We start from the raw sequence: 23,035 nt of genomic DNA on the forward strand, positions 1-23,035 counted from the left end.
CTAATTTTAAGATATTATCTAATTGAACTAAATGAAGCTAAGAGCCGATAATTTAATCAAAACATATAAAGGACGCAGTGTTGTAAAGGGAATTTCTGTTGAAGTGAACCAAGGCGAAATTGTGGGACTTTTGGGTCCAAATGGTGCTGGAAAAACAACTTCTTTTTACATGATTGTGGGATTGGTAAAACCAAATCAGGGAAATATTTTTCTTGATGATTTGAATATTACTGATTATCCGATGTACAAACGCGCACAGCAAGGAATTGGCTATTTGGCACAAGAAGCTTCCGTTTTTAGAAAACTAAGTATTGAAGATAATATCCTAAGTGTTTTACAATTGACTAAACTTTCTAAAGAAGAACAGATTGCAAAAATGGAAAGTTTAATTGAAGAATTCAGTTTAGAACACATTCGTACCAACCGAGGCGATTTACTTTCAGGAGGTGAACGTCGTCGTACCGAAATTGCACGTGCATTAGCAACCGACCCGAAATTCATTTTATTGGATGAGCCTTTTGCAGGAGTTGACCCTGTTGCGGTTGAGGATATTCAGCGAATTGTGGCGCAGTTAAAAAATAAAAACATCGGAATCTTAATTACAGATCACAACGTTCAGGAAACATTAGCGATTACCGATAAAACATACTTAATGTTCGAAGGCGGAATTCTTAAAGCAGGAGTTCCAGAAGAATTGGTTGAAGATGAAATGGTACGCCGTGTGTATCTTGGTCAAAACTTTGAGCTTCGTAAGAAGAAATTGGAATTTTAAAGTATTTCAGTCGCAGTTTTCAGTCTCAGTAGGCTGAAAACTGAAAACTGTCACTGAGACTGAGACTTAAAACTACTCTACAGTAATAAACTGCAGCTGTTCTATATCTCCATTGTAAATATTCACATCTACACGATGTTTAATTCCCGGCAGAGATGCTTTTTCTGTAAACTGCCAAAAAAGCCAATCGTCTTCGATTTTTTCTCTGTAGAAATTATAATTGGCAATCCAGAATAAATATTCCCCAAATTCTTCTTTTAAGAAATCTGAATAATATCTTTCTCCTGAATAAATAATCGGACGAACCTGGTAATGTTTTTCGACTTTAGTCAGCCAGCGTTTTAATCCCATTTTCAAACTGTCTAAAGACTGATTTTTGGGTAATTTTTCAATATCTAAAACTGGCGGAAGATCTCCTTTTCTAAGTTTTACCGTTTTAATAAAAAGATCGGCTTGTTCTATTGAATTTTCGTTTGGACGGTAATAATGATAAGCACCGCGCATGATTTTATTTTCCTTCGCTCCTTCCCAATTACGTTTAAACTGTCGGTCGACACGATCATTTCCGGCAGTAGCACGAATGAAGACAAATTGAACTGGATATTTTTCGTCCAGAATTTCTACTTCATCCCAATCTACTTTTCCTTGAAATTCAGACACGTCAATTCCAACTACTTTTCCTTTATGATTTTCAAGTACGCGAATATTTCGAACATCCGAAAGATGTTTATCAACCTCATTTTCATCTAAAACTTTATTCGTTTTAAATCCGAGATAATAAGCCAGTCCGGCGCGATAATGATAAATCGTTCCAATGAAAGCCACTAATAATAATGAAAATACAATAAAGCGGATCACTTTACTGAAAAAAGATCTCGACTGTGATTTTCGGGAATAAGAAGTTCGTCTTGTGGTTTTTCTTGCCATTGGATTAAAAAACTACTTTTTCAGAAACATATTGTTTATGATAGACAACAATACATAAAAAATAATTATTAGAGGAACGGCCCCAAAATGAAATAGTAAAAGCAAAACAAAAGAAATGGCTAAAAACACAATCTGAAGCACATTATCTTTCACATTGAACTTTTTAATTTTTAATGCAAAAAGCGGAATTTCGGCATTTAAAATAAAAGCACTGCATAATGTAATTACTAATAAAATCCATTGATTGGTTAAGATTTCCAGAAGCATTAATGAATCTGAAAACTTTAAAACCAAAGGAAGACTCAATATAAAGAGAGAATTAGCGGGTGTTGGCAACCCAATAAAAGAATCGGTCTGACGTGTATCGATATTAAAATTTGCCAGACGATAACAAGATCCCAATGTAACGATGAATCCTAAAAATGGAATAAAATCATTTGTTCCTAATTCGTGTGCACTGTTAGTAAACATGGTATACATTACATACCCCGGAGCAACACCACTTGTTACCATATCGGCCAAAGAATCTAACTGCAGCCCAAGCGGACTTGAAACTTTAAATAATCGGGCGAAAAAACCATCAAAAAAATCAAAGAAAATCCCAAGACAAACCATATAAAAAGCCATTTCATAATCGGCTTTTGAAATAAAAACAATAGCTACACAGCCGCAAAAAAGATTGATTAATGTTATTAGGTTTGGAATGTGTTTTTTGATATTCATGGTTTGATTTTGATAAATTATGAATGACAAATTTCGCATAAAATATGATCACATTTACACAAATCGTATAAATAGTTTGCACTAGCACATAAATTATTTACATCTGGATTATAAGTTACTGGTTAATTGATTTTAGTATTAAACTTTCGCAATATTTATTAAAAGGAAGAATTAGATGAGTAAAATATTATATTTTTGATGGAATTTTAAAAACAGACTTTAGTCTGCAAAAAACTAACTTTTGAAGAAACTTTTAGCGTTTTCGTTATTTTTGATTTTTACTGCACAGTACGCGCAAACTGTTCGAAAATACTCGAATGAGTTTATGAATATTGGTGTTGATGCAGCTGCATTAGGAATGTCGAGCGCTGTTACTGCTTCTACAAACGATGTTAATTCTGTTTATTGGAATCCCGCTGGTTTGACCAATCTCGAAGACCATCAGCTCTCGTTAATGCATGCCAGTTATTTTGCCAATATTGCTCAATATGATTTTATAGGCTACGCAAGTCCAATTGACGATCGAAGCGCTTGGGGAATTTCGATGATTCGTTTTGGTGTCGATGACATCATGGATACAACACAATTAATCGACAATCAAGGAAATATTGATTACACCCGAATCCGATTGTTTTCGACAGCTGATTACGGTTTTACTTTTTCATACGCCAGAAAACTGCCAATAGAAGGATTTCAATACGGAGTAAACGCAAAAATTATCCGCAGGGTTATTGGTAAATTTGCCAATTCATGGGGATTTGGTTTTGATGTTGGACTTCAATTCGATCACAATGACTGGAAATTCGGATTAATGCTTCGAGATATTACCACAACGTATAATGTTTGGAATATTGATGAAGAAGAATATGCAAAGATTGCGAATGCTATTCCGGGAGAAAACAACGAATTACCTGAAAGCACCGAAATTACATTGCCAAAAGCACAACTGGGAGTTTCTAGAAAATTTGAATTCCACAATGATTACAGTCTTTTAGCAGCAGCAAATCTAAATATGCGTTTTGAACAGACTAATGATATCATTTCGTCTAAAGTCGTAAGTATAGATCCTGCAATTGGTTTTGAATTTGGCTATACTGATCTGGTATTTTTAAGAGCAGGCGCCGGAAATTTTCAAAATGTAATGCAGCTCGACAATACCGAGAAATTGAGTTTTCAGCCTAATATTGGGTTAGGTTTTAAATACAAAGGCATTCAGGTTGATTATGCTTTAACAGATTTAGGAAACCAAAGTGCAGCTTTGTATTCGAACATTTTTTCGATAAAAGTCGATTTGGGTATTTTTAGATAATAATTACGGGAAGCGTTACACTTCAAAATTTCAAATTATGAAAAAAGTCATTTTACAAAAAACACTTTTTTGTTTACTATTACTAAGTTTTACGCTGGGTTTCAGTCAAAGTATTCCTTTATCAAAATATGCTAAAATCAGTGTAATAACCTGCGGATTAGGCAATGAAACGTATTCTTATTTTGGACACACTGCTATTCGCGTAGCTGATCCTATTAACAATCTTGACGTTGCTTATAATTATGGCGCATTTGATTTCAGCACACCAAATTTTGTTGCCAAATTTGCAAAAGGCGACTTACAATATTTTGTAGTTGTTCATTCTTTTGCCGATTTTATAAATGATTATACTTCTGAAAAAAGAAGTGTTTTTGAACAGGAATTGCTTCTTTCCCAAGATTTAAAACAGAAGCTTTTTGATAAATTAAATGCTGTTCTTTTATCTGAAGAACGTTATTACACTTATAAATTCATTGACAAAAATTGCACTTCAATGGTTGTTGATGTGATTAATTCGACTTTAAACGGAAATGTAATTGTAAAAACTGCCGATACCGATAAAACCTATCGCTCTATTTTGTTTCCGTATTTCAAAGGTCATTTTTACGATCAGTTAGGAACGAGTATTATTTTCGGAACTAAAGTTGACCAAATGGGAACTCGAATTTTTCTGCCTTTTGAATTGAAGAAAAGTTTAGAAGAAACTACTTTTCAAGGCCATCTTTTAGCAGGAGAAAGCAAAACATTATTAAGTTTTGAAAAAGAAACCCCAACATCATTTTGGAATAATATTTATACGTATCTTTTTATCTTAGGATTTGTCGTTTTGGCACATAACAAAATCGTAGATAAAATCTATCTTTTGATTTTATCTTTAATGGGATTCTTTTTTGTGGGAGTTGGATTTTATTCTTTCCACCAAGAACTGGCGATGAATTACAACGTACTTTTATTTAGTCCACTATTGTTGATTCTAATTATTCTTTCTCTTATAAAGAATAAAAAATGGACTTACAGATTCGCCGTATTACACGTACTGTTCTTAATTGTGTACAGCTTGTTTATGATTAATAAAGCGCACTTTTTAATTGTGCTGCCAATGATTATTACAAGTGGTTTTGTTTTGGTGAGAGTTATCATTAGAAACAAAAAACCTATTCCAATAATTATGTAATTTATTGTCCTCTGTAAAATAAAACGGTAGTAATCGTTTTAAAAGTAATGCTTAAGTCGAGAAAAACACTTCGGTGTTTGATATAGTAAAGATCGTATTGGAGTTTTATCAAACTTTCTTCAATCGATTCTCCGTATGAATAATTAACTTGTGCCCAACCGGTAAGTCCTGGTTTTATTACATGACGCGTTTCATAAAAAGGCATTATTCTAGCGATTTCTTCCACAAAAAATGGTCTTTCGGGTCTTGGTCCAATTACGGCCATATCGCCTTTTAAAACATTAAAAAACTGAGGTAGTTCGTCTATTCTTGATTTACGCATAAATTTTCCAAATGGTGTAATGCGTCGGTCATCTGAAGTAGCGAAAACCGCTCCGTTTGTTTCCGAAGCTTTAATCATGGTTCTGAATTTATAAATCTTGAAAATTACACCATTCTGCCCAACACGATCCTGTGTATAAAACAAACTTCCTCTATTTCCTAAAAGATTTCCCAGAAAAATAAACGGAATAAACAAAATACAGATTAAAAGTCCTGTGAAAGAAAAAATCAATTCTATAAAACGTATTAAAAACAAATACAGTTTATTATTGTTGCTTCGGCTGAAGGGGAAAAACCGATAAAAATCTCTTGCGATATATTGAACCGGAATACGTTGTGTTTTACTTTCGTAAACCTGAGTATATTCACGAATTACATTTCCTGATTCTAAGAGATGTAATAATTGCTGATATAGATCGGCAGTAATACCATCTGTTTTTTTGGAAGCAATTACAATTTCGGCAACATTATTCTCAAATACGTAATTCTCTAAATCTTCCTTTTTAATTTCTTTTACGTAATGAAAACCTGAATCTACTTCAGAATTTGAATCGGAATTAACAAAACCGATTATTTTATAATTGGGATCTACATTTTCAAGTCCAAGTACCAATTCTTCCACTTGATCTTTATCGCAGATTAAAATCACATTTTGAAAAAAACGATGCGAAGCCAGAAAGAAAGCATAAAAAAAACGCCATAATAATATTATTCCCGATATCGTCAGATAAAATATTAAAATGGTCAGACGCTGTTTAGGAAGTTCTGGTGATAAAACAGGCGTAAGAAGGTATATAAGTATCGTAGTTGAGACAGCAAGAATAACACTTTTAAGAATTTGCAGCTGATTACTAGCCACCTGTAAATTGTACATTTCGAAAATTGTAGCAAAAATGCAAAAATACCCCACAAATATAAAAGGCCTGTAAATTGTATCGTTGTTAAAGGCGAAATATTGATATTCGAAAAGTATATTCAAAAAATACAATGCCAACAGCACAAAGAAAACATCAAAAGCAACAAGCAATACTTTTCGTTCTGAGATTTCGAAATGCATTTTATTTTTTGAACGCATATATTTTTAGGTTTAATGGGCTTAACTAGAAGCAAAAATATTATAAAAAACAGAAATTAATCTACTGGTTTGGCTCTTTTTCGGGATTTTTCATTTGAACAGACAGCAGACATAACGCATAAACAAAAGCCGGCGCAGCCGTTCGCATGGCGGCATGGTTTATCGTTAACAGCCAAAAAGCAAAACAGGACAAGAAATACAAATGCTGTCGGTTATTAATGTATAAAATTAAAGGAGTTATAAATAGTATAAGTAGACCCAAAAGACCAAAAATTCCATGTTCAGAAAGCATTCTGGTTATTTCATTGTGCGAAGCTACTTCTTCTCCTAAAAGTTTTATTCTTCGGTATTTACTTAAACCGGCGCCTACTCCCATAACAGGTTCTTCCAGAAATAGTTTTATTTCTGCATCCATAATTTCCTCCCTTCCCCCTAGTCGGTCTTTTTTATCTCTACCTAATGCATCTTTATTTGCGTAACGTTTTTCAATAAGTCCGTTAGTCTGCATAGACGAATAAGTCCATATTCCGACAACCATCAAACCTGTTAAAATAAAAACATAACTAAATTTGACTTTCCCTTTTGTATTAGACAAGCGATACAATATAACCAGCAGGCAAAGAATCATAACAATAGCCGTTAAAACCCCGCCTCGTGAAAATGTTACAACACCTCTATAACTCATAAATACAAATAAACCGCCGTTTATCAGCATTTCAATTTTGTTTTTGGAAAACAAAATAAGCTGTGTAAAAAATATAAACATTCCTAATCCTAAAATGGTCGAAACCTGATTAGGGCCAAATCCTCCAGATGTTTCAAAATTAGATTGTGTTCCGGTAACTACGTCTTTTACACTTGGCGTATATAAAAATAAATATACAGTAGTGGTAATAACAGGAAGTCCCATTGCTAAAAAGATATTCTGAAGCTGCGAAAATGAGATTCTCCGATTAAAAGTATAAATAGAGCAAAAAGCAAGGCAGACGGGACCTGATAAATTAAACACTAATACTTTTTTTAAATCTATAACAAAATCTGCTTGGCCAATTGCCATTAAAACTCCCGGTATAAGTAAAATCAAAAAAACAATGTAAATGAAAATATTACTCGAAAAGTTGCTGTACACCATACCGACAAGCATAAAAAAGATAGCCATAAATTTGACATATTCATTATTCAAATTTCCGCCAGTCATACGAAGAAAAACCTCAACTCCCACTAAATAAGCTGCTACTATTAAAACTTCATTATTTTTATTTCTGGTTTTGTAAACCACATAAAAACCCACAACCACAATTAGCAGTGCATATAATTTAGACAGTAATGGCAGTACAAAAACTGCTAAGGCAATTAATGCATGAAAGATTATTAGAAAATTATACGAGATTTTGGTGTTCTTCATTTATGAGAATTATTGTCGGCAAAATTAGGCAAAGATTTTATCCATAAAACATATTCTTGTATAATAGATTGCTCGCTGTAATTTAATTCAACAAATTTATGGAGATTCACTCCTTTTGCCTGTCTTTCATCAACATGAGTAATTAATCTTTCAACAGCACTGCTGAATTCGGAAAGATTATCTGACTCTGTAATTATTCCGTGATGATGAGAAGTGATGACTTTCTTTATTTCGCCTACATGGGTTGCCACAACCGGAAGTTTATATAACCCATATTCTAAAACAGCTAACGGAAGTCCTTCTGATAATGACGGAAGCACAGCAATATCACATTGTTTTAAAACTTGTCCAACATTATTGATACTTCCATAAAAGAAAATAGAATCCTTAAGTTTCAGTTCTTTTATTTTTTGGAATAATTGTGCTGAATAAGAATCTTTAAAATCTTTTCCAAATAAATGAAAACTCCAATCGGGAAATTTATCTCTAATTATAGATGCTGTTTCAATCAGCAATTTGTGGTTTTTCTGTGGACGTAAATTGGCTACACAAACAATTCTCTTTCCATCAATACCATTTAATTTTATTTCTTCTTCCGAATCATTAAAATCGCTTATGAAATTGGGAAAGTAAACAACATTAGAACTCCACAAATAAGAAACTGCCCATTTTTTTAATGCATCGTTTACAGATATTATACCGCTGAAAAACAAAGAACTGATTTTTAAACTTGTACTTTTTCTTTGTTTTAAATCTTGACTGATTCCGTAATGGTCATGCCAGATTATTTTAATTTTCAGCAGTGTCAGTTTCACTAAAACCGCTGTAAAAAAAGAAGAACTGTGGGCATGAATAACATTTACTTTATTCTCTTTTAAATATTTACGCAATCTAAAAACAGCCGAAAGATCTATTTTCCCTTTTTTATTTAAAAACAAATAGGAAACATTTTTATTGAGCTGAGATAAAAGAAGACCTTCTCTTCTTGTTGCTACAAGACCCGAAAACTCAATTGTATTAGCAAGTGCATTGGCGTAATTAACCGCCATTTTTTCGGCTCCGCCCGCTTCAAGTGAATCTATTATCTGAACTATTCTCATTTTGACAGCAAATTTTTTATTTCGGCTTCAAAAATATCTGTTGTGTATTTTTGCGACCAGTTTAGTGCTGCATTACTTTTTGCAGAAAAATCTTCTTGATTTAACAACAAACCTTGTATGGTTTGAAAATCTTTTTCAAGATCCATTTCTAATAAAATTCCTCTTTTTCCATAATCAAGCATAAAAGGAACGCAGGATACTTTTGTGGCTAACGGAACAGCGCCCCAAAACATACCTTCTGCTATTGCTTTTGGCCAGCCTTCGCTTTTAGATGGCAAAATTACAAACTGGCTTTTTTTATAGGCTTCTTTCAGGATTTCTTTATTGTTGTTTCCTTTTAAAACAATATGATTTTCAAGTTTATTAGTTTGAATGTAATTTTCAAGAGAATTTCTTTCAGAACCTTCTCCGTACAAATTCAAAGTAACATTGTTTCCTTCTTCTAAAAGTTTTTGAATTAATTTTACGGCGTACATCGGGTTTTTACCTGAAACTAAACTTCCCACAAAAATAAATTTCGCACCAGAGTCAAGAGAATCTTTTTGAATATTTTCTTTCTCTGAATCTGAATAAGTAGCGGTAAAAAAAGGTTTAATATTTGCTGAATTTCCATTCCATTCACCATATACTAAAACCTGCATATTTCTGGTCAAAAAAGTATTGTTCAAAATATATTTCTGCAGTTTGTACGTCCAAGGTTGTGCGCTTTTTGGATCCCAATTGCCAGCATATTTTGCTGTTTTGGTTTTTCGGGGAAAGAAAATTTGAACAAAACACCCAATTAACCCCATATTTCCAGGACAACGCAAATGAATATGATCGGCATTTTGCATGGCATGAAATGTTTTCCAGATGATCGACGGCAATTTACAAACGGAACCCAGAATATTACCGAAAGTCGTCAGATTAAAATCGGGTACTTTTCTAAAATCAATTTTACTATGTTTATAGGGAAAGTCTATTCCGGTTAATTCGATTTTTAATGGCGCCACAATAATTACTTCATCGACATATTTAAACCAAATATTCATTTCCTGAACATAAGGCGCATACGCTAAATATTCATTTTTATCATGAACATGAGCAACATGGGTTATTATGGCGAATTTGATCGATTTCAAGGCTAACTATTATTTTCAACAATAGATAAAATTCTTTTGAAATAATTTTTAGGGTGCAGATATTCTCCGCTCCAGATTAAATTATTTTCGCCCATTTCAAGGTATTTTTTATCTTCTAAAAGATAATCAATTTTTTCAGGCAATTCTAGATAAGCATTTCTACTGCTTAGTCTTTCGTAATGTATATGCTCTTTAAAATGATCTACAGCGATGTTAAGCGGAGTTGAGACTACTGCTTTTCCAAATAATAAATATTCCCCAATTTTCCAGCCTGGAGTATCTTTAAGTCCGTCATCGGCTATGCAGATATTATAATTACTCAGCATATTGAAGTAATTATTTTTATTAGAATGCTTTGAATCTAATATTAAATCTGGTGCCAATTCACCAGCTAGTTTATCCGCAAATAAACCTACAGAAGCATTTTTATATGTTTTTTTTAAGATCCGGCAGGCATTAATTCTAAAATCATTTTGATTTCTTCTGCGTTCTTTTTCATCTGCATCATTATGATTATCAGGATTCCATAATCTGGTATGAAATATTATATTTCCCCCAAAATCCTGTACTTTTTTAGGATATCGTTTTACATCTAAAACGGCATGCGAAGAGTTGGTAAATAAAGAAAGTCTGTCGAATGCTCTGATTACTTCGGTTCTGCTTTTTTTATGAAACAGAAGATCGGATTTTAAATTCAGTACTAACAAATGACTTTTATAGGCCATTGGAATATTAAAATTTAAAGGATGTATATTTTTTGTGTAGTCTTCTTCTCGAAGTGATCTTTTAAAATAATAATCATACAATTCAGCCGAATCTATAAATCCGGGATCATCAGAATAATCAAAAAAAGCCGTTTTGCCGTTTACATGTAAGATCACTCCATTATGTTGAACGGTTTCATTCTGAATTATTTTAACTTCTATTTTTTGTTCTTTACAAAAATAGAAATACGAATATATAAGCTGGGTTAAATGATGTGTCCAGGTTGATAATTCTATTGTCATAATTACTTTCTTAAATTTACTTTTAAATCGTTCCTAAACATTTGTCTTATCTTTAGATGATATAACAGGTTTATTAAAGATCAAACTCCACCAGCCAACGGTTCTTCCTAACGCTTCTGTAAAGGCTGCTTTTTTATTATTTCCCTTTATGGCATTTGTAAAGCGGATAAAAGTCAGCAAAATAGTGATGCTGTTCCATTTTACATGATCCTGAAAACTTGGTTTTGGTTTCTTTACTCTCCATACATACCAACCGTTTCTTACTACCATTTTTCCATACGAATATTGGTTTGGTCTTCCAGAAGGTGCATGAAAATGTGCCAGTCTTGCCGCTGTATTTACATATAGTTTTCCTTTTTTTGCTACTCTTAAAGTAAAATCTGCATCTTCATAGAGGCCGTAACCTTCAAAATAAGTTGAAAATGAAAGTGTGTCAAAAACAGATTTTTTAAAAGAAGAAACGCCTCCCATTAATTGTTCGACCTGATATGTTTTGTTACTTGGAGGTAAAAAGCCAATGCTTCTTCCGTGTGAAAAAGTAGGTGAAAATCCCGGCGGACAATTGCTGTCTAGATTTAGTTTTTTTCGTAATACGAATCGGCTCCCGTCAGTACGTTTCCAACCATCATAACAAAAATCTTTGTTTAACGGGATATAATTATTTTCGATTTTTTCCCATTTTACTTCGTTATTAATGTAGCCTCCTACTCCTAATGCTTCTGGAAAAACCTCATAAGTATGTAATAGATTTTTGAAATAATCGGGTTCTAGAACTACGTCATCATCTAAAAAACAAACAATATCTGATTGAGAGTTTACTTTGGAAATTCCAAAATTACGTTGTCTCGTTAATCCTCTGTCTTTGTCGTCTACACGAAAATAATGAAGGTTTTCAAAACTATTTTCTTGTAATACAAGTTCTGTATCGTTATTTGTAGAACCGTCGATAATTAAAATTTCGTGCGGATATAAAGTTTGGTCCTGAACTGATTTTAATAACTTCATCAAAGGCTCAGGACGCATATAAGTACAAATGATTAATGAAAAACGTAAAGTACTCATCGCATTATAATTTTAAAACAACTAAAATATTCCCTGCAGTTAATTCTTCATCTGAGTATTTGCTATAATCCTCATGCAATTTAACTTCTTTGAACAGATCGTATTTTTTAGTTCCCGGCTGAAGGCTTTCGTAATCTAAATACAAAACTTCGTAATCGTATTTTTTAAAGATTTCTAAAAACTGCGGCAATCTCAAACGATTATGATAATCGTATTTGGTATGGATTTTATTCCATTCTTCTTTACTGTACTGTAAGAAATCCTGAAGCGATAAATTACTGTCGCTATGTTGTCTGAGATCACTAGGAGAAATAAAGTGAATGATATGTGTTCCTTTTTTTAATTGAGATTTCATTCTTCTATGTAAATCGTCAACATCATTTTCATTCATGTGTGACAATACATAACGCGAAAAAACAAAATCAACGTCTGGAAAATCTTTTTCTACAACATTATATTTTGGCAGATATTCAATTCCTTTAGGAAGGCTGTATTTATTTTGAGGATCAGAAACTATTTCAGAATGGTAGATTTTGGAAAAACAATCATTCAGCTCTAAAACGGTTGCTTTTTTAAAATGTTCATTTATGTCAATCGTAATTACTTTTCCTGCCTGTAATTTGTACTTAAAAAAATACGGCATTGCAGGAAACCATCCTGAACCAATTTCAAAAATAGTTTTATTATTCAGGTCAATATGCAAATCCTGTAAAACCTTAGATAATCTAAAATAGGTTGATTCAACACTTTTTAATCGGTTTTCAAGAGTTGATTTATCGAAAAAGCTTTGAATTTTATGATAACAATAATCATCTATTTTATTAGGCAGTGAAGCTAATGTTTTGAATAATATTGTTTTTATTTTATGATTCATTTATTTTTAGGTTACCTGTCGCATTTTTAGGTTTGTATCTGTTTTTAAAAATAAATTTCCGTTTGATTGTATGTCTAACACTATTTTTTCAAAACCAGACCAATATTCAATCAGCTCACTAAGAGTTGGATTCCAGATTTCTTTGTTTTTAATTTTCGTTCCCAAATATCTAAAATTTTCCGATACTTTTTGATCAATTGTATCAGGAGTACTGAACAATTTACCTTTATGGTATTCCAAAGGAACTGAAAAATAAGTATGCGCAATAAAAACTCCTTTTTCATTTATCAAAGTATTGAGATTTTCTTTAGACAAAGATTTCTGGAAATCAAGCATTTCTAATGTTTGAAAAACATAAAATTCTTTTTCGGCGATTCTGTGTTTAAATAAAACCGGAGAATATTTGGCCAATTTATAAGGTTTGTTTTTTGCTTTCTTCCAAAATAAAAATACAGATAGAATGGATAAACTTAGATGGAAAGAATTCTTAGTAAGCGGAATCAGTGATTTTATCTTCTTTTGATAAACCAATTTTTTAAAATTTCCTGCCGTGTCTTTGTATTTTAAAATTAGGTTTTCATCATTGTAATAGTGGAAAATGATATTCTTTATCATTAACTGAAGTCTTTTGACAAATTTCAAACTCTTATTTCCTTTTAAGAAACTTGACAAAGTAAAATGACTACTATTAAATTGATTGATCACTCCTTGTGTTGAAGTTCCCGAATCGATGTAATTCCACAAAGTATTTATGTGTTTTTCTTTCAATATATTAGCGTAATCATCTTCGCTTAAAATGTTATTTTTTATAAGTGAAAAATTATACGGCTGAAATCCATGATCAATCCAAACTTTTATGTTTTCTAAAGGAGGATTAAAGCTTTTAAAATCTTCGAAACTTTGGTGGTAATCTTTTATAGACTGTGAAAGTGAATGATAAAACAACTCGTGTCCGTCGTTATCCCATTTTATTAATTCTTCTTTATCATTTTCAAATGAAGCGTTGTCATTTCTTTTAGAAAAATGATTCAGGAAAAAACCTTTTGTTGTTTTTACGTCATTTTCTTTAAAGAATTCTCTCTGCAGTATTAAATTTTCGAGTGTATCGAAATCACAATGATCTGTAAAACAAGCAACGGCTGTAAAAGGAATTTTAGATTTACTAAATTCAAATGCTTCGCTAGCTGGAAATAACAACGCAGGATTTTCAGGAAAAACAAATCTTTTTACGGCTTGCAAAATATGTTTTTCATTATTGTCTTCCAGATAAGTGGCAATAGGTTTTGAAAATTCGGGATTGAAACGCCACAGTAAAACGTTTGTATTTTTTTTATTTACTTCCCAAATTCCCAGATTAATATTGGCTTGAACCAATTGTCCGTTTTGAAGTTTTATAATTTTAGGACAATATTCATTTGCGATTCTGTCTTCATTGCAATTGTTCCATGTGTAATCGTGGTTACGAAACTGAGAAACAGGCGATGAGAATGTAATTTCAATATCAAAAGTATTTAATTTCAGTAAATCGATAGTACTGAAATCTATATTTATTTTATATTTCTGATTCGGATCAAAAATACAGTTTTGTTTTCCTGAAGTGGTATTTACCGAAATAGACTTGATCAACTTGCATATATTTGAACTCTAATGTAAGAATTATTCCTTTAACTTTTGAGCCCAAAATATACTTGATTTCCACTGTTTACTAAAATTTAACAAATATTGAACTGGATTTCTTAAATGCTGCGCCTTATAGAACTTTATACAAAGAACCGTTTTGTAACCATTAAGCTGTTGAATGCTAAGATTATTAAGCTTTAAAAACATTATGGTTGGCGATGGTTTTGGCTGTATTTCTGCATTCTGCCAAATTAACACAGGCTTAGTACGAAAACCTCCCATTGGCGCTTTTAAGTGGTTAATAACCAAATTGGGGAAATAAATAATATCGAAACCAGCATTGCGCAACTGAAGTCCAAATTCTGTATCTTCTCCATAACCAAACTCCAGACTCTTATTGAAACTGACTTTTTCTAAAGCAGTCGATTTAATAAAGCTGTTTCCAGATCCAAATATCGCAGCTTGACAAATCTTCTTTTCTACTAATTTTTGTCCCGCGACAGGGTAAAATGTTAAAGCGGCCAAACATCCGAAAGATTCAATATTGGCGAACGTCTTTTCGATTAAATCAGATTCAAACCTGTTGTCATCATCATTTAAGAAAACCCACTCGCTTTCAACTTGCGCTAAGGCCAGGTTTCTGGCATTGCACGCTCCAGCCTGATGTGTAAAAGTATGTTTGATTGTAAAAGGCCAGTTTTCAGTCTGCAGATAATCCAATTCTGAAGTACTGCCTGAAGCAGGATTTTGTTCAATAATAATAACGCTGACGGGAAGATGTGTTTGTTTTGATAAATCTTTCAACACATCATATAAACATTCTTTTCTGCCAATTGTTGGAATAATGACATCAATCGTTTTTTTGTCGATAACTTTCTTAGCGGAATGAACTTCAATCTTATCCAGCAGGTTTTTTTCGAAAATTCTTCGTTTAAAAAACAGACTTGCCAGAAGTGGAAAAAGAGCAAACTTCCTTTCGTATAAAAGTAAATCAAGGAAAAGAAGAAAAATCCAGCGGGTTCTGTAATGTTGTTTTACAAAACGAAATACCAAAAAATTCGTTCTCTTTTTCTTTTGTATAATTTGAGAATGGTCTTTAATTAATGACGGCTCTGAATAACATAAAAGTCCGTTTGGCATTGCTCCTTTTGCCAATGAATGCAGGAAATAGTCAAAATCAGCATCTAAACTGACTTTATTTTTCAATGCGTTTACAACTTTCGCATGCACTCCGCCAATATCTGCGCTCATTTGCCAAGTAGGATAGCTGACTTCTTTTTTTACATTTAAAAATGGACTTTCGTCAACATAACCAATTGTTTTGGGCAAAAAATAATCTGCAGATACATTAAAGGAAGCCATTATTTTATCATGATGAAAAATATCTGGAAGTGCAGCATGATTCAGATTTAATTTTAAATCCAATTGGCACCACATGATTAATTGGTCAGGATATTTTTCGGCAGTATCGAATACATTTTCGGCAATATTTTTTTTAGAAAAAGGAATGCTTTCTCCGTTAAATGAAACCTCAACAACTTTATTATTATGATGATAGATTATAATCATTTGTTGCTTGAGTTTATGATTTTAGTATAAAAATCGATATTCTCTTTTACCAACTTTTTGATATCAAATTTCTCTTCTATTCTTAATCGGGCTTTTTTTCCTATTTCTAAAGTAAGTTCCGGATTGTTGAATAACTGAATTATTCTTTCGGCATACAAATCATGATTCGCAGGATGCACCAAAAATCCGCTTTCTTTATTTATCATTAATTCTTGTGCCCAGCCAATATTGCTGTTTACAACAGCTTTTTGCATCGCCATAGATTCTATGGTTACCATTCCTAAGGTTTCTGCAAAGGTTGGAAACACGCATACATTTGCTTTTTGAATGTAATTTCTAACTTCTTCGTATGGGATTTTGCCTAAATATTGAACGTTTTGAAGATCTTCATTTGAAAATCTTTCCTGTAACAACTGCCATGTTGATGAAGTTCCTGTTTTTACATCATTAGAATCGCCTCCTATCAAAAACAGTTTTGCTTGAGGAAACTGTTTGTGAACTTTGGTGAAAATTTCAGGCAGTTCCAAAACTCCTTTTTTTCTAATCAAAGTTCCAATGTACAAAATCAGGCCTTTTTCATAGATTTCGGGAGATGGATTGGTAAAGTTTTCCAGTTCTAATCCGTAGTGAATGGTTTTTATTTCTTTGTTTTCTATTTCAAAAAGTTCTTTGGAAACCTGACCAGCAAAGGTTGTGGGTGCAATAAATGCTTTTGCTCCATTTATGGCTTTCTTTTCGAACCAAAAGTTTTTTTTCTTTTGTTTTCTGTTTTCTAAATGACAGAAATAAGTATCACTTCCATGAAATCGAATGACAAGCGGAATCTTGAATTTCATAAAAGCGGTAATTCCCGTCCAGTCTGCAGCCTCTAAAAGTGCTATCTTTTCTTTTTGAATGATGGAATTGCAATATCTTTCAATATGTTTTCTATGAAAGAACCAACCCAGAAATTTGTATTTTTTTTCTTTTATAAGATGAATTGTAATGCCGTTTTCAACCATAACTTCTTGTGTTTTTTGACCATATACAAAAACAGTAACCGTAATTCCTTCTTTGGCTAAAGCTGTCGTAAGATTTTTTACACTTGTACCAATTCCGGCTGCATACGCAACTTTGGCATGTGGAAATTCTGGTGTTAAAAAAGCTATATGCATTTTATTTATTAAAAAAATCTTTTAGAATTCTGGCTGTAAAAATCTTAGCTCCCGTGTCGTTCATATGTCCGCAGGACGAAAAGTATTTATTTTCAACTACGACATTTTCGTAATTGTAAATTTCGGGATATTTTTTCTTTACTTTTTCAAAGTAATTCATTCCTTTCACATTTTCGCACATTGGTGTCATTACGGCTATGAAATTAATTTTATTGGCTTTACAAATAGCTTTAATTTCTTCGTAGTATTTGTTGTGTGGCAGCGGATTTAAATTGACAATATTATTTTTCATATTGCCATTTTTATGTTTGACTAACGGATAATATCCTTGATTATCGAGAGCATTTGTTTTTTCGTTCATTAGAATTTTACAAATTTCCCTGAAACCAATTTTACCGTCAAATTTTACATAGCGGTAAAAAGGAACATAATACAATTCGGTGAAATTTGCCTGTGGTTCAAAATGTTCTTTTATAACTTCTGAATTGTGAATATACGGCAGGAATTTAGCCGAAATTCCATCAGCTTCTTTATCATTTGAAAGATTTAAATCTGCTTCTAAAATGATGTTTTTAATTTGGTATTTTCTTTCGATCATCAATTTCAGCATCAACGAGGCTTCAAATAAATGTCCGCCGCTCATTCCATAGTTAAAGGTTTTTAGCCCTTTTTCTTCAAACATTTCAGAGACAAAATGATTATTTGCACGCGATGATCCTAAAATGACAACATCGTAATTTTGAGGTTTTGAGTTTACGACTGTTTCAATTTTTCCTCTATTTTGAGATTTAAAAAAAACAGCTGTATAAAGTCCGTCAAGCACCACGGCAATCAAAACCGTAATTACAAGAATTTTGAGTATATAAATTAAAAACCTTTTCATTAAAATTGAAAGTATATAAATTCTTTATAATCAGAAAAAGTTCCGAAAGCGATTATGGCGGCGATCGCCAATGCTATTTTCAACATGCTTTTTTTCCCTGATAAAGGTTCAACTTTAGCACGATTGTTCCATTCAACTACTGTGAATAAAAGGACTAGAAGAATAAGTTCGTAATTGTATCTTTCGTTATCGAGATATTGAAAACTGAAATCTCGGTCTAAAACAATTCGTTTTAAATATAAAACAGCATCTGTTATTGTTTTTGCTCTAAAAAATACCCAGGCAATACAGGTAATACTAAAAGTGGTAAGAATGCTGAAAATTACTTTTATTGAATCGAAATTCCATTTCAGCACAATGGTATCCATGTTATTTCTGTTTTTGTTGGATAAAAGCAGCGGAAGAAAATAAACGGCATTGATAAATCCCCATACAATGTAAGTCCAATTCGCTCCGTGCCAAAAACCACTTACCACAAAAATGATAAAGGTGTTTCTGATTTTCATCCAAAGTCCGCCTTTGCTTCCTCCTAACGGAATGTACAAATAATCACGAAACCATGATGAAAGCGAAATATGCCAGCGACGCCAGAATTCTGCAATATCTCTTGAAAAATACGGATAGTTGAAGTTTCTCAACAAATCCAATCCGAATAATTTGGATGTTCCTAAAGCAATATCCGAATATCCTGAGAAGTCTCCATAAATTTGAAAAGCAAAATAAATGGCTCCTAATATGAGTGAAAAAGAATTCATTGACGGATAATGATCAAAAACAGCATTTGCGTATGCGGCGCAGGTATCTGCAATAACCACTTTTTTTACTAATCCCCAAACAATCTGGCAAACACCTTCTTTTGCTTTTTCAAAATCAAAGTCTCGTTTTACTTTAACTTGTGGCAGCAAATGTGTTGCTCTTTCTATTGGACCAGCAACCAATAACGGAAAATAACTCACAAACAAGGAGTAATCAATAAAATTATATTCGGCTTTAATGCGCTTGTAATAGATGTCAATCACATACGACAATCCGTGAAACGTATAAAAGGAGATTCCAACTGGAAGAATAACATCTAATAAAATTGGACTTACTTTGAAACCTAATCCACTGAATAATTCTGCAAATGATGCCGCGAAGAAATTATAATATTTAAAAACGCCCAGAAATCCTAAATTGGCACCAATACTAAGCCAAAACCAAAATTTCTGACTTTTTTCGGATTTGCCTTTTTCGATTTGAATTCCGGTGTAATAATCTAGGAATGTAGAAAATACGAGCAAAAATAAAAACCTCCAGTCCCAGCAGGAATAAAAATAATAACTCGCAATTATTAATAATGCGTTTTGAGAGCTTTTGGTTTTATTGAAAACAAACCAATACAAGAAAAAGACGATTGGTAAAAAAATAGCAAATGCTATTGAATTAAAAAACATAGATTTTTATTGTTTTAAAATAGCTGTTATTCCTTCCCATATTTTTGCAGAGGCAAGCGTAGGATTAGGTCCAACGATAGTTTCAAACCATTTTTTACCTTCGGAAACATTTGATATTTTTCCGTCTATAATATCTTTTACGATCTGAGTTAAATCTGCTTTATTTCTAACCCATAATGCGGCTTCTTTAGACGGCATTGATCTAAAATGGATATAGTGATAATTCTGTCCAATGTCTCTGATTCCTTTTTTAAGCTGCGGTTGTTCATAATCAAAAAACAGACAAGATTTGTCATGAGCCACAAAATCAAAAACCATTGATGATGCGATGTTTCCAACAAATTCGGTGTGTTCGCAGATATTGGCTTGAAGCGCAAAATCTTCTTTGGTTGGCATTATTTCATTCCAGCTTTGTCCAACAGGACTCCAAAGCGGATCGATATTTACAATAACATCTTTGTATTTTTCAAGAACAGCGTCGTATCGGTCAGTGAAATCAACTGGACATTTTCTGTAAATTATTCCTAATGAATATCCTTGTTTATTTAATTCTCGTACAGATACAGCAAGATCTTCTAAATAATATTGATCTAAGGGCGAAGTTACTATATCGTCTCCAGAATAACAGATGTATCGCACATTGCTATCCAGTTTGTGTTTTTTATAGAAATCTTCTTTACTTTCTAAAAGTGTAGTATCAAAGTGACTTTCGAATTGTGGAGTTCCTGTTACAAAAACTTGATTTTCATTTACGTATGGGCAGTACATCAGTACTTCTTTTTTCATGTGTTCGCTCCATACAAAGTAATAATCTGTTTCGACTAATGTGGTTGCTTTGGGCAGATTATCCCATGAAAAAATAAATGTTGCTGTTGGAATTCCTAAATCTTGAGCTGCTAAAATTGGAGCAATTGCTTGTGTAGGACGTTGATTTGTACAAAATACAAAATCGGGTCTGTGCAGTTCAAGTTGTTTTTTACAATCTAGATATTTTGTGGTTGAACGTTCTCCTTTTTTAATTTTTTCACGAACGAATTTTATTCCTTTTTCGTTAGATCCAAAAGCAGTGAGCGTATCAACCATTATACTTTTAAAGGCATTTTTTAATCCCTTATAAGAATGTGGAAAATTATAGGTATTGTAAACCGTTTCATTGAACTTTTTATCGAAAAAATTCAATTCCATGCGTTTACGTGCTCGTGTATAAACTGTCGTTAACGGATGCAAAGATGTATTTTGAATTTTAACTTCTTTAAATCCAATTTTTTCTGTTATCGAAAAAGGAGTATTATTCCAATAAGTAATATCAAATCCTGCGCTTTCTCCAATGTTTTTGAATTCTGTTAAAGCAAAATTTCGAAGCCCGACACCATCTGGCAGGAAAATAAATATATTTTTTTTCATCTTTTAATTACAAACAATGTTATGCATTACTGCAGCAACAGTACTTTGAGGTTTTATACTTTTTTATTTTTTAATTTATCTCTTTGTATTTGTTCGATTGGCAGGATTTCAGAAGCTTTAAATGTCAATGCCTGATATACTGCATTAAGGTCACGAGTTAGCTTTCGCAATCCCATTGGCTCAAGCGAAGCGGCATGGTCTGTTCCTTTCCAGGTTCTGTCTAGAGTATAATGTCTTTCGATAATATGTGCTCCAAGTGTATACGCTGCAATGTCTACAGCAATTCCTAAATGATGCCCAGAAAAACCAATATGTTTTACTTTATCTTGGTATTTCTGTTTTAACAGATTAATATCTAAAAGACAAACATCTTCAAAAGGAACTGGATATCCAGATGTACAGTTGTACAATACTAAATCTTTATTTCTTCCTTTTTCTGTAAAATAGTTTACTAAAATATCGGTTTCATCTTTGGTTGTCATTCCTGTTGAAATATGAATTTCTCCAGAATAATTTTCACAAAGCCATCCTAACATATCAAAATTGTTATTGCAAGCCGAAGGAATTTTTATGAATTCAGGATTTAAGGAAGCAATTTCTTTTGCTGATGTTGTATCCCAAACTGACGTTGAATATACAATTCCGATTTCTTCGCAATATTCTTTTAACTCTTTGTGCTGATCAACATTGAATTCTAAAAATTCTCTGTGCTCACCATACGTGTCTCCATAAGAATTTGCCGAATTTGGATGCGGAGCATGGTACTGTTCTTCGGTAAGAAGTTCTTTATTGTTACGTTTTTGAAATTTGACTGCATCAGCATTTCCAAAGATCTTTGCAATTTTAATCAATTCTTTGGCTATTGTCATTTCGCCTTTATGATTACATCCAATTTCTGCAATCACATAAGGTTTATTATAATCTTTCATAACGTTTATTATACTTTAATAAAATTTCACAAGTTTCTCTAATTGCTCCTTCTCCAGAAGCATTGGTTAAGATGTAATCTGCATTTGCTTTTACGGCTTCTACAGCATCTGAAGGTGTAAATGACCATCCTACACTGCAAATATTTGCCAAATCATTTACATCGTCACCTACGTACGCAACGGCGCCAAAACTACTATTTCTATCTAAAAGAAATTGCGTTAAAAATGAAAACTTATCTTTTACGCCTAAAAAAGTGTGTTTTATCTGCAATTTCTTCATTCGCTGGGCGACTAATTCAGAATTTTCTGAGGTCAATACAATAACCTCAACTTTATTTTGTCTTAGAATTTCCAGTCCCATTCCGTCTCGCATATTAAACTTTTTAGCCATCTCGCCTTCTGCATTGTAATACACACAACCGTCTGTAAAAACACCATCGACGTCTAAAACTAAATAATCAATTCGCTGGTGTTGTTTTGTTTTTTTCTGGCGTTCAGCAAGCAGGTTTTCTACAATTTCCCAATCGGTTAAACTATCGATTTCTACAAGCGATTCTTCTGGCATTTTTACCAAACCTATCGAACCGCTAACTCTATTATGTGATGTTTTAAATGCTTCTTTGGTTGTCACATAAACAGCTCCGTTTTCGATTAACAGACCCTCAAAATCTTGTCTGCGCGGACGTTTAAAAACATCATAATTTTGTGGAGTTCCATCGGCATTCCAAGTAAAACGATGTGTATTGACTACTGTTAAGGCTGATGTTTTTTGGTTTTTGAGAACTTCATCTAAAGTGGCATTAATATCCTGAGAAGTTGTTAGAGGCGAAGTTGCTTGTAATAAACACAGAATATCAAAATTACCTATGCTTTCTGCAAATTCTATCATAGCACTTTCGGTTGACGCTGTATCAGAAGCATTGTGATCGTTTCGTAATAATGCTTTCACTTTTGGCGTCCAATGATATTCCCGATTAACAAAATCAATTATTTCCTGATCATCAGTAAATATGTAAACCTCATCCAATTCCGAAAAAACAGCCGCTGTCAGCACCCATGAAAAAAGCGGACGACCCAGCATTTTCTTTTTGTTTTTCCCCGGAATTCCTTTAGAGTTTTTTCGTAACGGAATTATAGCTGTTTTTTTCATTGTAACCTGCTTAACTTGTTTGG

The 23,035-nt window shown here is 32.7% G+C and carries 20 protein-coding genes; 3 read left to right on the forward strand and 17 right to left on the reverse strand.

Annotated elements, in window-relative coordinates; all coding sequences use genetic code 11:
- The first annotated feature begins 31 nt into the window (after nt 1-31).
- Nucleotides 32-772, forward strand: a complete 741-nt coding sequence (gene lptB / locus P2W75_RS21500) for an LPS export ABC transporter ATP-binding protein (RefSeq protein WP_111379889.1) — start codon at nt 32-34, stop codon at nt 770-772.
- A 72-nt stretch (nt 773-844) separates the two neighbouring features.
- On the opposite strand, the gene P2W75_RS21505 is transcribed toward lptB, so the two are convergent.
- Both P2W75_RS21505 and P2W75_RS21510 read right to left on the reverse strand, forming a co-directional pair.
- Entirely contained in the window at nt 845-1,699 is an 855-nt protein-coding gene (locus tag P2W75_RS21505) for a glycoside hydrolase family 25 protein (RefSeq protein ID WP_276382028.1), read from the reverse strand.
- 12 nt (nt 1,700-1,711) lie between these two features.
- Nucleotides 1,712-2,422 (reverse strand): phosphatidylcholine/phosphatidylserine synthase, encoded by a 711-nt coding sequence (locus P2W75_RS21510; RefSeq protein ID WP_276382029.1) that lies wholly within the window; start codon nt 2,420-2,422, stop codon nt 1,712-1,714.
- A 325-nt stretch (nt 2,423-2,747) separates the two neighbouring features.
- Between P2W75_RS21510 and P2W75_RS21515 the strand changes: the two genes are divergently transcribed.
- Nucleotides 2,748-3,731: a PorV/PorQ family protein gene (locus tag P2W75_RS21515; protein WP_276382137.1), complete on the forward strand. Its 984-nt coding sequence runs from the start codon at nt 2,748-2,750 to the stop codon at nt 3,729-3,731.
- A 37-nt stretch (nt 3,732-3,768) separates the two neighbouring features.
- Nucleotides 3,769-4,905 carry a DUF4105 domain-containing protein gene (locus P2W75_RS21520; protein WP_276382030.1) on the forward strand — a complete coding sequence of 379 codons (1,137 nt, stop codon included), beginning with the start codon at nt 3,769-3,771 and terminating at the stop codon, nt 4,903-4,905.
- Nucleotide 4,906: 1 nt separating this feature from the next.
- On the opposite strand, the gene P2W75_RS21525 is transcribed toward P2W75_RS21520, so the two are convergent.
- From P2W75_RS21525 to P2W75_RS21595, 15 genes are all read right to left on the reverse strand, one after another.
- Nucleotides 4,907-6,301 (reverse strand): sugar transferase, encoded by a 1,395-nt coding sequence (locus P2W75_RS21525; protein ID WP_276382031.1) that lies wholly within the window; start codon nt 6,299-6,301, stop codon nt 4,907-4,909.
- Between the two features lie 61 nt (nt 6,302-6,362).
- Nucleotides 6,363-7,706: an O-antigen ligase family protein gene (locus P2W75_RS21530; RefSeq protein WP_276382032.1), complete on the reverse strand. Its 1,344-nt coding sequence runs from the start codon at nt 7,704-7,706 to the stop codon at nt 6,363-6,365.
- Complete coding sequence (locus P2W75_RS21535; RefSeq protein ID WP_276382034.1) at nt 7,703-8,806, reverse strand: glycosyltransferase; 1,104 nt, start codon at nt 8,804-8,806, stop codon at nt 7,703-7,705. Before P2W75_RS21535 ends, P2W75_RS21530 begins: the two co-directional genes overlap by 4 nt.
- On the reverse strand, nt 8,803-9,927 hold the full coding sequence (locus P2W75_RS21540) for a glycosyltransferase (protein ID WP_306801551.1): 1,125 nt from the start codon (nt 9,925-9,927) through the stop codon (nt 8,803-8,805). Before P2W75_RS21540 ends, P2W75_RS21535 begins: the two co-directional genes overlap by 4 nt.
- Before the next feature lie 2 nt (nt 9,928-9,929).
- A complete protein-coding gene (locus tag P2W75_RS21545; RefSeq protein ID WP_276382035.1) occupies nt 9,930-10,934 on the reverse strand; it encodes a hypothetical protein in 1,005 nt (334 codons plus the stop codon).
- Between the two features lie 33 nt (nt 10,935-10,967).
- Nucleotides 10,968-11,996, reverse strand: coding sequence for a glycosyltransferase family 2 protein (locus tag P2W75_RS21550; RefSeq protein WP_276382036.1), 1,029 nt, complete (start codon nt 11,994-11,996; stop codon nt 10,968-10,970).
- Nucleotides 11,997-12,000: 4 nt separating this feature from the next.
- Nucleotides 12,001-12,870: a class I SAM-dependent methyltransferase gene (locus P2W75_RS21555; protein ID WP_276382037.1), complete on the reverse strand. Its 870-nt coding sequence runs from the start codon at nt 12,868-12,870 to the stop codon at nt 12,001-12,003.
- Nucleotides 12,871-12,876: 6 nt separating this feature from the next.
- Complete coding sequence (locus P2W75_RS21560) at nt 12,877-14,496, reverse strand: hypothetical protein (protein WP_276382038.1); 1,620 nt, start codon at nt 14,494-14,496, stop codon at nt 12,877-12,879.
- A 30-nt stretch (nt 14,497-14,526) separates the two neighbouring features.
- Nucleotides 14,527-16,059, reverse strand: coding sequence for a glycosyltransferase family 2 protein (locus P2W75_RS21565; protein WP_276382039.1), 1,533 nt, complete (start codon nt 16,057-16,059; stop codon nt 14,527-14,529).
- Nucleotides 16,056-17,213, reverse strand: a complete 1,158-nt coding sequence (locus P2W75_RS21570; RefSeq protein ID WP_276382040.1) for a glycosyltransferase family 4 protein — start codon at nt 17,211-17,213, stop codon at nt 16,056-16,058. The genes P2W75_RS21565 and P2W75_RS21570 overlap by 4 nt, the downstream gene beginning before the upstream one ends.
- Before the next feature lies 1 nt (nt 17,214).
- Nucleotides 17,215-18,096 carry a hypothetical protein gene (locus P2W75_RS21575; protein WP_207294727.1) on the reverse strand — a complete coding sequence of 294 codons (882 nt, stop codon included), beginning with the start codon at nt 18,094-18,096 and terminating at the stop codon, nt 17,215-17,217.
- A complete protein-coding gene (locus P2W75_RS21580; protein WP_276382042.1) occupies nt 18,096-19,529 on the reverse strand; it encodes an MBOAT family protein in 1,434 nt (477 codons plus the stop codon). Before P2W75_RS21580 ends, P2W75_RS21575 begins: the two co-directional genes overlap by 1 nt.
- A 6-nt stretch (nt 19,530-19,535) precedes the next feature.
- On the reverse strand, nt 19,536-20,933 hold the full coding sequence (locus P2W75_RS21585; protein WP_276382043.1) for a UDP-glycosyltransferase: 1,398 nt from the start codon (nt 20,931-20,933) through the stop codon (nt 19,536-19,538).
- A gap of 53 nt (nt 20,934-20,986) precedes the next feature.
- On the reverse strand, nt 20,987-21,862 hold the full coding sequence (locus P2W75_RS21590) for an N-acetylneuraminate synthase family protein (protein ID WP_207294724.1): 876 nt from the start codon (nt 21,860-21,862) through the stop codon (nt 20,987-20,989).
- Nucleotides 21,849-23,012, reverse strand: a complete 1,164-nt coding sequence (locus P2W75_RS21595) for an acylneuraminate cytidylyltransferase (protein WP_276382044.1) — start codon at nt 23,010-23,012, stop codon at nt 21,849-21,851. Before P2W75_RS21595 ends, P2W75_RS21590 begins: the two co-directional genes overlap by 14 nt.
- Between the last annotated feature and the right edge of the window lie 23 nt (nt 23,013-23,035).

Source organism: Flavobacterium sp. H4147, from assembly GCF_029360735.1.
Taxonomy (GTDB): Bacteria; Bacteroidota; Bacteroidia; order Flavobacteriales; family Flavobacteriaceae; genus Flavobacterium; species Flavobacterium endoglycinae.

Excerpts from the sequence above, each read along its gene's own strand:
- lptB (WP_111379889.1), top strand. The coding sequence starts at position 32 with ATGAAGCTAAGAGCCGATAATTTAATCAAAACATATAAAGGACGCAGT.
- P2W75_RS21505 (WP_276382028.1), bottom strand. The coding sequence starts at position 1,699 with ATGGCAAGAAAAACCACAAGACGAACTTCTTATTCCCGAAAATCACAG.
- P2W75_RS21510 (WP_276382029.1), bottom strand. The coding sequence starts at position 2,422 with ATGAATATCAAAAAACACATTCCAAACCTAATAACATTAATCAATCTT.
- P2W75_RS21515 (WP_276382137.1), top strand. The coding sequence starts at position 2,748 with ATGAATATTGGTGTTGATGCAGCTGCATTAGGAATGTCGAGCGCTGTT.
- P2W75_RS21520 (WP_276382030.1), top strand. The coding sequence starts at position 3,769 with ATGAAAAAAGTCATTTTACAAAAAACACTTTTTTGTTTACTATTACTA.
- P2W75_RS21525 (WP_276382031.1), bottom strand. The coding sequence starts at position 6,301 with ATGCGTTCAAAAAATAAAATGCATTTCGAAATCTCAGAACGAAAAGTA.
- P2W75_RS21530 (WP_276382032.1), bottom strand. The coding sequence starts at position 7,706 with ATGAAGAACACCAAAATCTCGTATAATTTTCTAATAATCTTTCATGCA.
- P2W75_RS21535 (WP_276382034.1), bottom strand. The coding sequence starts at position 8,806 with ATGAGAATAGTTCAGATAATAGATTCACTTGAAGCGGGCGGAGCCGAA.
- P2W75_RS21545 (WP_276382035.1), bottom strand. The coding sequence starts at position 10,934 with ATGACAATAGAATTATCAACCTGGACACATCATTTAACCCAGCTTATA.
- P2W75_RS21550 (WP_276382036.1), bottom strand. The coding sequence starts at position 11,996 with ATGAGTACTTTACGTTTTTCATTAATCATTTGTACTTATATGCGTCCT.
- P2W75_RS21555 (WP_276382037.1), bottom strand. The coding sequence starts at position 12,870 with ATGAATCATAAAATAAAAACAATATTATTCAAAACATTAGCTTCACTG.
- P2W75_RS21565 (WP_276382039.1), bottom strand. The coding sequence starts at position 16,059 with ATGATTATAATCTATCATCATAATAATAAAGTTGTTGAGGTTTCATTT.
- P2W75_RS21570 (WP_276382040.1), bottom strand. The coding sequence starts at position 17,213 with ATGCATATAGCTTTTTTAACACCAGAATTTCCACATGCCAAAGTTGCG.
- P2W75_RS21575 (WP_207294727.1), bottom strand. The coding sequence starts at position 18,096 with ATGAAAAGGTTTTTAATTTATATACTCAAAATTCTTGTAATTACGGTT.
- P2W75_RS21580 (WP_276382042.1), bottom strand. The coding sequence starts at position 19,529 with ATGTTTTTTAATTCAATAGCATTTGCTATTTTTTTACCAATCGTCTTT.
- P2W75_RS21585 (WP_276382043.1), bottom strand. The coding sequence starts at position 20,933 with ATGAAAAAAAATATATTTATTTTCCTGCCAGATGGTGTCGGGCTTCGA.
- P2W75_RS21590 (WP_207294724.1), bottom strand. The coding sequence starts at position 21,862 with ATGAAAGATTATAATAAACCTTATGTGATTGCAGAAATTGGATGTAAT.
- P2W75_RS21595 (WP_276382044.1), bottom strand. The coding sequence starts at position 23,012 with ATGAAAAAAACAGCTATAATTCCGTTACGAAAAAACTCTAAAGGAATT.